The sequence below is a fragment of the Bacillota bacterium genome (assembly GCA_040755295.1).
Lineage (GTDB): Bacteria > Bacillota > Desulfotomaculia > Desulfotomaculales > Ammonificaceae > SURF-55.
Genome location: JBFMBK010000004.1, coordinates 113,120 through 125,800 on the forward strand (window position 1 = coordinate 113,120; position 12,681 = coordinate 125,800).

The 12,681-nt window shown below is 56.8% G+C and carries 9 protein-coding genes; 4 read left to right on the forward strand and 5 right to left on the reverse strand.

The window, feature by feature from the left end:
• Positions 1-62: 62 nt before the first annotated feature.
• The 4 genes from pflB to AB1500_04805 all read right to left on the reverse strand — a co-directional run bounded on the left by pflB (position 63) and on the right by AB1500_04805 (position 7,786).
• Positions 63-2,291: a formate C-acetyltransferase gene (gene pflB / locus AB1500_04790; protein MEW6182481.1), complete on the reverse strand. Its 2,229-nt coding sequence runs from the start codon at positions 2,289-2,291 to the stop codon at positions 63-65.
• Between the two features lie 570 nt (positions 2,292-2,861).
• A complete protein-coding gene (gene glgP, locus AB1500_04795) occupies positions 2,862-5,417 on the reverse strand; it encodes an alpha-glucan family phosphorylase (protein ID MEW6182482.1) in 2,556 nt (851 codons plus the stop codon).
• A 73-nt stretch (positions 5,418-5,490) separates the two neighbouring features.
• The gene (locus AB1500_04800) at positions 5,491-6,720 is read right to left on the reverse strand and encodes a 2,3-bisphosphoglycerate-independent phosphoglycerate mutase (protein ID MEW6182483.1); all 1,230 of its coding nucleotides are present in this window, start codon (positions 6,718-6,720) and stop codon (positions 5,491-5,493) included.
• 313 nt (positions 6,721-7,033) lie between these two features.
• Entirely contained in the window at positions 7,034-7,786 is a 753-nt protein-coding gene (locus tag AB1500_04805; GenBank protein ID MEW6182484.1) for an SIMPL domain-containing protein, read from the reverse strand.
• Between the two features lie 245 nt (positions 7,787-8,031).
• On the opposite strand from AB1500_04805, the gene rmuC reads away from it, so the two are divergent.
• From rmuC to AB1500_04820, 3 genes are all read left to right on the forward strand, one after another.
• Positions 8,032-9,201, forward strand: coding sequence for a DNA recombination protein RmuC (gene rmuC, locus AB1500_04810; GenBank protein ID MEW6182485.1), 1,170 nt, complete (start codon positions 8,032-8,034; stop codon positions 9,199-9,201).
• A gap of 168 nt (positions 9,202-9,369) precedes the next feature.
• Entirely contained in the window at positions 9,370-10,083 is a 714-nt protein-coding gene (locus tag AB1500_04815) for a DNA alkylation repair protein (protein MEW6182486.1), read from the forward strand.
• A 364-nt stretch (positions 10,084-10,447) separates the two neighbouring features.
• Positions 10,448-10,555: an RCKP-type rubredoxin-like domain-containing protein gene (locus AB1500_04820; protein ID MEW6182487.1), complete on the forward strand. Its 108-nt coding sequence runs from the start codon at positions 10,448-10,450 to the stop codon at positions 10,553-10,555.
• A gap of 263 nt (positions 10,556-10,818) precedes the next feature.
• On the opposite strand, the gene AB1500_04825 is transcribed toward AB1500_04820, so the two are convergent.
• Entirely contained in the window at positions 10,819-11,334 is a 516-nt protein-coding gene (locus AB1500_04825; GenBank protein MEW6182488.1) for an O-acetyl-ADP-ribose deacetylase, read from the reverse strand.
• A 300-nt stretch (positions 11,335-11,634) separates the two neighbouring features.
• Here AB1500_04825 and AB1500_04830 point away from each other — a divergent pair, with 300 nt between their 5' ends.
• Positions 11,635-12,405, forward strand: coding sequence for an ABC transporter ATP-binding protein (locus AB1500_04830; protein MEW6182489.1), 771 nt, complete (start codon positions 11,635-11,637; stop codon positions 12,403-12,405).
• The last annotated feature ends 276 nt before the right edge of the window (positions 12,406-12,681 follow it).

The window sequence follows — 12,681 nt, forward strand, 5'->3', positions numbered from 1 at the left end:
GAATTCTACATCTATCTTCTATCTTCTATATTCTGACTATTGACTATTGGCTTCTATCTTATTCACCGCTCGAAAATCGTCCGCGCGACGACTTCTTCCTGCTGCTCGCGTGTGAGCCGCACGAAGTTGACGGCGTAGCCGGAGACGCGTACGGTCAGTTGCGGGTACTTCTCCGGGTGGTCCATGGCGTCCAGGAGGGTTTCGCGGCTGAAGACGTTGACATTCATGTGATGTCCGCCCTTGGCGAAGTACCCGTCGATCAAACCGGCAAGATTTCCGATCGCCTCGTCCAGGGTCTTGCCAAGCGCCTTCGGCGCGATAGAAAAGGTGTATGAGATGCCGTCCAGCGCATGCTCGTAAGGGATCTTGGCCACTGATGCCAGCGAGGCCACCGCGCCGTGGGTGTCTCTGCCGTGCATCGGATTGGCCCCCGGCGCGAACGGCTCGCCGCGGCGACGCCCGTCGGGTGTGGCGCCGGTCATCTTGCCGTAAACGACGTTGCTGGTGATCGTGAGAATGGACAGCGTATGGACGGCGTCGCGGTATGCCGGGCGTTCCTTGAGTTTCTCATCGAAGAGTACCACGCACTCGCGCGCGATCGAGTCCACCCGCTCGTCGTTGTTGCCGAACCACGGGGCTTGCCCCTCGAGCTGGAATTCGGCGGCGATACCCCGGTCGTCGAGTTTCGGGGTCACCTTCGCGTACTTAATGGCCGAGAGCGAGTCCGCCAGTACCGACAGGCCGGCCATGCCGAAGGCCATAAACCGCCTGACGTGCGTGTCGTGAAGCGCCATCTGGAGGCTTTCGTAAGCGTACCTGTCGTGCATGTAGTGGATGACGTTCATGGTATCGACGTACTTGCCCGCAAGCCATGTCAGCGTCTTTTGAAACGCGTCCCAAACCGCCTCGAACGCCAGCGGTTCCTCCCGGACACGGTAGAATTCGGGCGCGACTCCGGCGCCCGAGATCTCGTCCCGGCCCCCGTTCAGCGTCAGCAACAGCGCCTTCGGCAAATTGGAACGGGCGCCGAAAAACTGCATGTCCCGGCCGACCTTCATCGCGGAGACGCAGCAGGCGATGGCGTAGTCGTCGCCGAAAATCGGCCGCATAAGGTCGTCGTTCTCGTACTGGATGGAGCTGGTATCGTACGAAACCCCGGCTGCGAACCGCTTGAAAGGCTCCGGCAACGCCCGCGCCCACAGGACGGAGAGGTTGGGTTCCGGCGCCGGGCCCAGGTTGTAAAGCGTCTGAAGATACCTGAAACTGGTCCTGGTCACGAGCGTCCGGCCGTCCTGCCCCATTCCGCCGAGGGCCTCTGTAATCCATAAAGGGTCTCCCGCAAAAAGCTCGTCGTACGCGCGGGTCCGCAACTGCCTGGCCAGCCTCAACTTTATCACGAAGTCGTCTACCAGTTCCTGCGCCTTTTCCTCGGTCAGTGTTCCGTCGCGTATGTCCCGGCTGATGTATATGTCGAGGAAGGTGCTTGTCCTTCCCAGGGACATGGCGGCGCCGTTCTGCTGCTTTATGGCGCCCAGATAGCCGAAATAAAGCCATTGAAAGGCTTCGCGGGCGTTCGCGGCGGGCTGCGAGATGTCGAAGCCGTACGCGCGGGCCATTTCCTTCAATTCTTCCAGCGCCGCGATCTGGTCGTGAACTTCCTCGCGCAGCCTTATGGTGTCGACGGTTATCGTGGTTAGTTCCGGGCTTCTTAGGTCGCTTCGCTTTTCCTCGATCAGGTGGTCCACGCCGTAAAGCGCCACGCGCCGGTAGTCGCCGATGATGCGGCCCCTGCCGTACGCGTCGGGCAGACCGGTGATGATGCCGCATTTTCTCAGGGCGCGCATCTCGTCGGTATAGACCGAGAATACCCCTTCATTGTGCGTTCTGCGATATTTATGGAATATCTCGCACACCTTCGGCTCAAGGTTCGCCCCGTATTCGTTGCAGGCCATCTCCGCCATACGGATACCGCCCCAGGGGTTTACCGCCCTTTTCAAAGGTTCGTCCGTCTGGAGCCCGACGATGATCTCCAGTTCCTTATCCAGGTATCCCGGGGGATGGGTTGTGATTCCTGCTGCGGTGGCGGCGTCGACTGCCAGCACTCCGCCGCGTCTTAACTCCTCGGCGAGAAGGAATTGACATTTCGCCCAGAGCTTTTCGGTCCTTCCGGTCGGTCCCAAAAGGAAAGACCCGTCGCCCGTGTAAGGCTCATAGTTTTTCTGGATAAAGTCGCGGACGTTGATCTCCTGACGCCAGGTATGGCCTGAAAGACCCGGCAGATAATCGTCCATAAAGTCTTATCCCCTATTCAGTAGACAGTAATCGGTAGTCAGTAGTTGCAAGTCCCGAGTCGCGAGTCAAAATCCAGTAATAAGTAAACAGCAGACAGAAATCGCGAGTGACATAGTTAAGTCCTTAGTCGAAAGTCCTCAGTCCTCAGTCCTAAAACGGGAAGAAACGCAGTCGAAAGTTCTCGGTCCAAAGTTTGACGATAGTCCGTATTTAAATTCTATATTCTACATTCCGTCTACTACCTAAGTTTCCGTTCTTTCCGGTTTCACGGGACTTTTCTTATTATCTCCCGAAGGTGCGGGGCGAATGAGGGCGGAGGGAAAAGTGGCCTTTAAATAAGGAAAAGGTGGGTAAAACCCACCCTACAAATTGCGAGTTATGAGTTGCGAGTTACGGATTACGGTTACGTGTTAAGTCCTCAGTCGAAAGTCCTCAGTCCTTAGTCCGGGAGCGAGTCAGGGATAGCCTTTAAATTCGGGCGCCTGAATTCCGGTTTTATGGTTGTACATTCTATATTCTGACTACCGACTACTGACTACTGACTACCGACTATGACTACTGACTACTGACTAGAACTCCGGCGCCCAGGTCACCAGCGGCAGTTCGAACGGGTGAGCCAGGTCGGGGTGAGTGGGCCGGACGCGCACGGTAAAACCGAGCGCCCCCTGAGTGAGACTTACCGCGCCGCTGTACCGGTAAGTGTTGTCGCCCAGGTTCTCGCCGGCGATTAACGGGAAGCCTTTTGTATCCAGCAGCAGGTAATCCTTCGTCCTGCCGAGGACCAGTTCAACCACCACGTCCTGCGGTGTAACGGCGCCGAGCTTAACGGTGGCGGTGACCGAAACGGTCTGGCCGGCAACCGGCGTGGAAGGCCGGTCCTCGTTAACCTGAAGAATCTGAATCTGAGACCAGTTATCCATGAGGCGGCGTTTAAATTCCTTGAGGCGCCGTGCGGCCGAATAATCGTTTTGCGCGATATAATCGCTTCTCTTCATTAAAGGAACATAGAAGAGGGAGGTATATTCCTTAACCATACGCCCGGTGTTGAAGAAATGAGGGATGGACCGCCAGGCGCTGCGGATGATGTTGACCCAGTCGCGGGGGACGCCGTTGGTACGCCGATAGTAATTGGGTATGACCACGTCCTCGATGATGGCGTACAGGGCGAGGCTGTCGTAGTAGTCCTGGGTTTCTTCGTTAGGGTAGACCTCGCCTCTTCCTATGGCAAAGCCGTTGTCGCCGTTATACGCCTCCGGCCACCACCCGTCCAGGATACTGAGGTTAACCGTACCGTTGATCACCGCTTTCTGCCCGCTGGTGCCGCTGGCTTCCAGCGGGCGGCGCGGGGTATTGAGCCAAACGTCGGCGCCGGACAGAAGGTACCGGGCCGTTTCAATGTCGTAGTCTTCCAAAAAGGCTATTCTTCCCTTGAAAGGCTCCTGCTGGCTCAGGTTATAGATCTGTCTGATGAGGTCTTGTCCCGCCTGGTCCGCAGGATGGGCTTTGCCCGCAAAAATCAACTGCACCGGCTGCTCGGGGTCGGAAACCATTCCGGCAAGCCGCTCCTTATCGCGCAGAAGCAGGGTGGCCCTCTTGTAGGTGGCAAAGCGGCGGGCAAAGACTATGGTCAGTACGTCCGGCGGCAGGTAGGTCTCGATTTCCGCCTGTTCGGCGGGCGAGGCGTAGTACCGCTGTTTCTGGGTTAAAAGCCGCTCGCGCACCTTATCCAGCATCCCCGCCTTGATTTCCTTGCGGATGCTCCATACCTCCGCCACCGGCATCCGCGCGATCTTTTCCCAGGCTTCGGGGCTGGCCTTGGGAGTGCGCCACTCTTCTCCGGCCAGGCGTTGGAAGCTGTCGATCCATTCCGGCGCCAGCCAGGTTTCGATATGCACCCCGTTTGTCACCGTGGTGAGCGGGATCTCGTCCGCGGGGATGTTGGGGTAAAGCGAAAAGAATATCCTGCGGCTCGTATCGCCGTGCAAACGGCTGACGGCGTTGGTGTAAGTGGCGTGCCCGTGGGCCAGCAGGGTCATGTTGAATTCGTGTTTGTTGGGGTCGCAGGCCAGTCCGAAGAAAGAATCCCGGTCTAGGCCGAGCTGGCCGTAATAACGTTCCATGTAACAAGAGAGAACCTCCCGGTTAAACATGTCGTGTCCGGCGGGAACCGGGGTGTGCGTGGTGAAGACCGTCGAAGCGCGCACGACCTCCCGCGCCGTTTCCGGGTCAAGCCCTTTCATAACCAGCTCCCGCACGCGTTCCAGGACGGAAAAGGCCGCGTGTCCCTCGTTTATGTGCCATACCGCGGGTTCAAACCCGAGGGCCCTGAGCGCCCTGACCCCGCCGATTCCGAGTAACATCTCCTGCAAAAGCCGCGTTTGATGGTCCCCGCCGTAAAGGCTGCCGGTGAGCTGCCGGTCTTCCACGCGGTTGCGGGGGGTATCGGAATCGAGAAGGAACAGGCGCACCCTGCCGACGGCGGCCTCCCAGATCCTGAGGGATACGTTCCTGCACGAATGGTGGTTGGAGAGCTCGACCTGGACCTCGATTTCACGCCCGTCGCCGTCGGTCATAGGGGATATGGGCATCTTGTGAAAGTTCAGCAGCGGGTAGCTGGCTTCCTGCCCTCCGTGGGGGTTTATCTGCTGGTTGAAGTAACCGAATTTATAGAGAAGACCGAGCGCCACCAGCGGCAGCCCGAGATCGCTTGCCGCCTTCAAATGGTCGCCGGCCAGAAGCCCGAGGCCTCCGGAGTAGATGGGCAGAGACTCGTGGATCCCAAATTCGGCTGAAAGATAAGCTATTACACGGTTATGATTTTGCTCAAAGGTGCCGCTGAACCAGGTCGGCGCGTTCATGTAGGACGAGAACCGTTTCCGGTATTCGTGGTAAATCTCCAGGTATTCGGGGTTTTGGGCGGCTTCCGTTAATTTTTCCTGCGGGAGGGAGAGAAGGAAGGCGATCGGGTTATGGTGCATCTTTTCCCACAGCTCCGCGTCAAGCCACCGGAAGAGAGCGTCCATCCCCGGTTCCCACGCCCAGAAGAAGTTTTTGGCGATGTCGGGGAGATCGGAGAGTTCAGCAGGCAGCGGTGGTAAAACAGCAAGGGGACGGAAAAAGTGCATTCAATGACCTCCTATTGGTTGTTTAACTAATATATCGTAAGAAATATTACCCGGCGTATAGTTCAATAAAAATCTAGGCGCTGAATTTACCGAAGCGCTCCGCGTTAGCCAGGAGGAAGTTCATCGTATAAAGAAGCGGGAAATGTCCGAGCGTTCCGGCTGCGCATGCGCCTTCACCAAAACCTGCGGCGTCACGTGCGGGGCGCACCCAGCGGGAGTGTAGGAGGAAAGGCACCGGATGCCAGCTATGTCCCTGGAGCACGGCCGGTGTGCTGTGGTCGCCGGCAACCGCCAGCGCGTCGGGTTTAAGCTCCAGAAGGGCGGGCACGTGGCGGTCGAATTCTTCGATCACCTTTATTTTCCCCTCCCAATCCCCGTCTTCACCCCGGGAATCGGTGGCCTTGACGTGAAGGAAGAAGAAGTCATACTGTTTCCAGAAACGGCGCAGGGTTTCAATCTCGTCGCCGACCTTTTCCCCCTGTATGGGGAGGAGGTCCATTCCGACCAGGGAGGCCAGTCCCCGGTACATGGGGTACACGGCGACGGCCCCGGCCCGGAGCTTGAAACGTTCCGGGAAAGCCGTCAGTCGCGGGCGCTGTGAAAAGCCTCGCAGCAACGCGAAGTTAGTGGCGGGCTGATCCCGGAGCAGGGAGGCCAGCTGCCTGAGGAGTTCGGCGGCGATTGCCGCGGTGCGCTCGGCCTCGGGCGCCAGGGCCTTGGGCGCCAGGGGTGAGGCGCCTACCGCCTGGGGGTCGGTATCGGCCACGCGTCCGTCCATGCCTCCGCCGCGCAATATGATCACAAAACGGTGCTCTTTTACGGGCCGGATGAACACCTGCACCCCGTCGATCTCTTTTATCGCTTCCTGCAGCCGCGCGCAGACCTTTACGGTATGCTCCGTGGGCGGCCTTCCGGCCCTGCGGTCGGTCACCGTCATTTTCTCCCGCTCGTGGCGCACGGCGGCGAAGTTGGCGCGTATGGCGACGTCGCGGGGTTCGATGGGAAAATCTATACCCAGTGCTTCGAGTATCCCCCTGCCGATTACGTACCGGAGCGGGTCGTACCCGAACAGCGCCAGGTGACCGGCGCTGGAGCCCGGGGTGATTCCGGGAAGGACCGGGTGGGCCAATCCCAGTTCGGATTTTCGCGCGAGGGAATCGAGGTTCGGCGTCGCGGCAGCTTCCAGTTCCGTTTTATTACCGCGGTCCGGCACCGGCAGCCCCCCGATTCCGTCCAGGACCACCAGCAGCATCTTCGTATCAGCGGTATGGGTTAACTCCTCAACCAGTTTTTCCAAGTCCACGGCCGATTCCTCCATTTACGTTTGGGTTCTGTCCGGCCAGGGCCATTTCCTCTCCATGTTTACTAAATTATGTCGAAATAGCGCGATACGCCTTCACAGAATTTTATCACATTACCTTTAGGGTAAACAATCTCGATAAAAATTAGCCGCAAGCGCCGCCGGGAAGATCGCGTTCCCGCTTCCCCAGGGCATTGGTTCCCAAACGGTGACCACTAAAGAAAACCTGTTGCCCGGCTGCCGGAGGTACCGCTTCCGCCGCCGGACACAGGTTTATTAACCGTTTCGAACCGCTGCAAAACCCGAAGGCAAACCGTTACTTGATGGCAAACTCCGTGTTTACCACGGCGGTGATCTTCTTGTCCAGCGAAGAGGTGTCAAGGATGCCGTAGTCCGAGACCTCGGTGGAATAAACCGGTGTGATCTGGAACACCCCCATCTTCGACGAACGCAGGGGACCCAGCCTGCCGCCTCCCTGGGACGCTATCCGCTCGGCGCGCTCCCGGGCGTTCTTCGTGGCCTCGGCAAGCATGCCGATCTTCAAACTGCTGAGCTTCGTGTAGAAGTACTGCGGGGGCGACGATTGGAACTCAATCCCCCTGTTGATAAGCTCGCTTGACTCTCTGGATACGGAACCGATCTCATCCACACGCTTCGATTTCACCTGGACCGTCTGCATTAAACCGTATCCCGTTATCTGGCTGGTTTGCATGCCTGATTTGTCCGCGGCGTAAAACGTGTTCATGTTGATAGGCATAACCGTGATCTCCTCTTCCGGAACCCCTTTCTCCTTAAGGAAAGCCTTGACGTCTTCCAGGTCTTTCTTCATTGCGGCGTATGCCTCGGCTAAAGTGGCGGAGCGCCTGCTGAAGCTGCCGTCCCAGACGATCAGATCGGACTTGAGAACCTTTTCCGCCGAACCGGTGACCGTGATTGCGGAGTTCGACCTGACTTTAACAAAGGCGCTGGTGAAGATCAAGGTGCAGATGATGCAGCTTATCCCTACAACAAGCGCAAAAACCGTCAGTTGCGCCGCGGGGCAGCCTTTTTTCTCGCCATTCTGACTCATCGGTTTTTTCTCCTCCTGAAACGAATTTTTTGTGAATAGATAGTCGAATGTTAAGGAAAGCAAAGACACATTCGCCATTAAAACCGGTTTTCCTTCGCTTCATCATGCAAAATAACACCGCTGCCGCATCTTTTGTGACGCCCAAATAATAATTTGAACCGATTTGGATACCGGCAGCGTGATAAAATAGAGGTGCCGTCAGCTAACCACCCGTTGCCATCGATTCCATCGCGGAAAATAGGGGGGTGTTTGTCGTAGACGTTTTGCTCGGCGTGGTGATCCTGCTCCTGATTGCGCTAATCGTCCTGGTGTACGCGCAGTACCGTAAACCCCTCCCCGGAAACGGGGGCGAACTGTCCGCCGTGCTTCAGAACCTCAATCAGACGGTTAACGCCAACCAGGTGCAGACCTCGGTCCTTACGGAGAAAATCGCGCATTTGGAGCCGCTGGCCCAGGTGGTGAACGGGGTGCAGCTTGAACTCAGGTCGTTGGCGGAACGTGTTTCGGCGGTGGACCAAAACCAGAACGCCGTGGGACAGAGGCTGCAGGCCGTAGCCGCGACGCTGGCGGAAACGGGAGCCACCGCCGCCAGCCTTATTGAAGCCACGGCGGCGATCCGTTCCGAGGTGGTCCGTGCCAAGGAAAGCCTGACCGAACTGCACACGCACGCCAGGGCGCGGCAGGAACTGGAACAGCGGACGGCGGAATCGATCCGGAGGCTGGAAGCGGTTATTGCGGGCACGCAGTCAAAAGGCATCGCGGGAGAGAACATCCTGGAGGTGGTTTTCGCCAAGCTTCCCGCCGACTGGCAGGTCAGGAATTTCAGGGTGGGGAACAAGTTCGTGGAGTTCGGGCTCAGGCTGCCGAACGGCCTGATCCTTCCCATTGACAGCAAATGGGCGGCGACCGGCCTGGTGGAGCAGTTCGCCGGCTGCGAAGACCCTGCCGAGCAGCAAAAGCTCAAGGCGCAGATCGAATCCGCGGTCCTGAACAAGGCGCGGGAAATAAAGAAATACATAGACCCCGGCCTGACGTTGAATTTCGGCGTCGTGGCGGTGCCGGATGCGGTCTACGAGTTGTGTTACGGGATTCAAACCGCCGTTTTCGAGCTGAAGGTCGTCCTCATCGGTTACAGCATGTTCATCCCCTACCTTCTGCTCGTTTTTCAGGTGGTCCTTAAGGCCTCGCAGAACATCGACCTGGAGAAGGTCAATGCCTCGCTACAGAGCATTGAGGAAAACGTGAACTGGCTGCAGGAAGAGATCGAAGGACGGTTTTCGAGGAGTATAACCATGCTGGAAAACTCCCGCAAAGAGGCGGGCGCGCATCTGAGTAAAATCAGGAGCGCTCTTCTGAACATCCAGGTCAACGCCAGCGTTCCGGAACAACCCGAAAAGCCTGCGATCGAGTCCTGACAGGTTTCAAACGTTAATAGAGTAGTTCGCCACACGCACTTGGCGGCACAACGGAAATCTGAAGATGGACGTGGAACCAGCAAATTAACTATTATCACATAATCACTTTCTTGATTCATGGCTTTCTTGGCGTCTTGGCGGTTGATTTATTTTAACGGAGTGACTCTTATGGAGATCGACGACATCCTGCAAAGGCTCGAATTCCTGTCAAACCCCGCGGCGGTGGAGGGAATGGCCAGGTTCGGGATAACGCCCGCTAAGACCTACGGGGTTTCCATGCCGGACCTCAGGAAGATGGCGAAGGACATCGGCAGGGATCACGGGCTGGCGCGGGAACTATGGGCGCGCAATATCCGCGAAACCAGGATTCTGGCCGGTCTCGTCGACGACCCGCGCCTGGTCGACGAAAGGCAGATGGACGATTGGGCTTCCGAATTCGATTACTGGGAGATTTGCGACCAGAGCTGCCTGAACCTTTTTAAAAAGACCCGGTTCGCCTACCGGAAGGCCGTGGAGTGGAGCGGCAGCGAAAAGGAATTCGTAAAGAGGGCCGGGTTTGTGTTGATGGCCTGTCTTGCAGTCGCCGATAAAAAGGCGGGCGACGGGCCGTTCGAGGAATTCCTGGCGTTGGTGAAAAGGGAGGCCTCCGACGGCAGGAATAACGTCAAAAAGGCGGTGAACTGGGCGCTGCGCCAGATCGGAAAACGCAACCTGAATCTAAACGCGAAAGCGATAGAAGTTGCCGGGGAGATTCAGAAAACGGGCTGCAAAAGCGCGAAAAGGGTCGCTTCCGACGCCCTCCGGGAATTGACGGGCGAGGCGGTCCGGAAAAGGATGCAGGGGAAAAGCAGCACAACGAAGAGAAAGAATGAAGACCCATAAGCGTGTTACTTAGAAGTTGAAAAATAACATAAATGAAACGCAGTGAGGAGCAAGCAGTACGAGGAAGGTGAAGCTCATCGTCGCGCCCTATGAAAAAACGATTATTTTTCGAGGGAGTTTCCCGGGCGGAACGCGCCTGGATGAATGAAAATAAAGACCCTTAAGCTGGTTACTTAGAAGCAGTAACGTAACGAAGACGGAACGCGGCGAGAAGTGATGCAGTGCAAGGAAGACCGGTGGAGGCGGGCCGGAGCGTATATGGAAATACGTGAGGACCCGGTTCTGCTTGGCTGACGCAGCAATGCGTTACTTATCGTTGCGCCCATCTAAAGAAGTACTATTTTAAAGGGGGGAGGTGTGGCGAATGGCCGTCTTCAAATGCAGCAAGTGCGGGGCCACCAAGGAAGGCAGGTGCAAACCCCAGCAGTGCCCTAATTGCGGGGAAAAGGGTACGATGACTAAAGTCTCTTGAGAACATCCGATATACGGCATGCTTCGCGGGATCTGCGTAACGCAAGCTTCCGCCAATCCGCTGGCAGGCTGTTGCAAACAAAGAAAATCAGTATAAAACTAACCTAACGGCTTTCGGCTGCTAAACTCAGAAAAAGTGCCGGAGGCTGCGAAAAACAAGCATGTCGATGAAGACGAAGCTGGCCGGCTCGGAGCGCACACGGGCTTACGCGGGTATCGGACAGCGAGTCAGACGAAGACCAGGCGTAGTTTTGTAGAAGCCTCCTAGATCTCCGTCGAAATTTGATCCCAGACTTTCTTATACACCGCGAGGTCTTCTTCACTGAAGAGGACGAAACGCACTTCCTCAAACGGATGGTTTTTCACGAAATCCCGCACGGTCTCCAGGGCGATCCTGGTGGCGCGTTCCTTCGGAAAACGGTAGGCGCCGGTGCTGATGGCCGGGAAGGCGATGGTTTTGACGCCGTGCCCGGCGGCCAGTTCGAGCGAGTTAAGGTAAGCCCGGCGCAAGAGCGAGTCCTCGTCCGCGTTCCCGCCGGACCATCTCGGGCCCACGGTATGTATCACGTAGCGCCCCTTGAGGTCGCCCCCGGTGGTGATAACCGCGCCGCCCGTCGGGCAGGGGCCTTTTTCGGCCACAATCTTCTTACACTCGTTCAAAATGGCTCGGCCGCCCGCCCGGTGGATCGCGCCGTCGACGCCGCCGCCGCCCATCAGGCTGGAATTGGCGGCGTTAACGATGGCGTCGGTGTCCTGCCGGGTGATATCCCCTCTGGTCATCGTGATTCTGGAACCGGCGAGTAAGGCTTCGAATGCCACAAAAAAACCTCCCTTTGAACCCTTATCAAGGATCTTTCGCTGTCGGCTTATATTTGTAAAGATAGCACAATTAAACGCGTTGAACAACGGCTGCGACGGCGTTGCGCCGTGGGCGATACAGTATTTGGATTGGGAAAATTGTTCAAAGGAAAAAGGATTTTTCCGCTCAATGTGGAATTAATGGAGTTTGTTAGGTATCTTGCGTGAAATCCCCAAAAGCAGGTGGGAGTTTCTGCGAGAGAATCAAGGGGATATTGGTAGTTGAAACAACTCGGCATCAGCGAACTCTCTCTCCATTTCGGCGGGGTTGCCGCGCTTTTCAACGTCAGTCTGGAGGTTCATAAGGGGGAAATTCTGGCGGTTATCGGGCCGAACGGCGCCGGCAAGACCAGCCTTTTGAACTGCATCAGCGGCCTTTATCGTCCCGGAGCGGGGCGCATAACGTTCAAGGACCGCGATATCACCTGTTATCAACCGCACCGCCGGGCGATGCTCGGCATTTCAAGGACCTTTCAAAACATAGAGCTTTTTAAACACCTTACCGTTTTGAACAACATAATGCTCGGGCGCCATATCCACATGCGATCCGGCATTTTGTCCGGAAGCCTCTACTGGGGACCGGCGCGCCGCGACGAGATAACTCACCGCCGCCGCGTAGAGGAAATCATTGATTTTCTCGAAATCGAAAGCGTCCGGAACAAACCCGTGGGAACACTCGCCTACGGCCTTCAGAAACGTGTGGAACTGGGGCGCGCGCTGGCGCTGGAACCGGAGCTCCTGCTGCTCGACGAACCGATGGCCGGTATGAACACCGAGGAGAAGGAGGACATGGCCCGGTTTATCCTGGACATCTCCGAGGTATGGGGGACGACGATGATCCTCATCGAGCACGACATGGGTGTGGTGATGGATATCTCCGACCGGATCGCGGTGTTTGATTTCGGTCAGAAGATAGCCGAAGGGACACCGGCCGAGGTTCAACAGGACAAGCGCGTCATCGAGGCTTATCTCGGCCATCAGTCAGACCATTAGCAGATGACCCGTGCTTGTCCGGTCGGTAGTCAGTGGTCGGAAGTCACGAGTCGCGGGTCGCGAGTTAAGTCTAAGTCGAAAGTCCCCAGTCCTCAGTCTGGATCAGGAAATGTGCAATAGTGAACGGATTCACGGGTCGCTTGTCACGAAGCCTGTTGTACGTTATCCGTATCGGTCTATTTCTTTTCTACTGTTCCTTAGACCTGAGACTTTCGCTTTTGACTTAGGACTAGATTTTAACCCGTAACTTATGTCCCGTGTCCTATGTCCTGGATT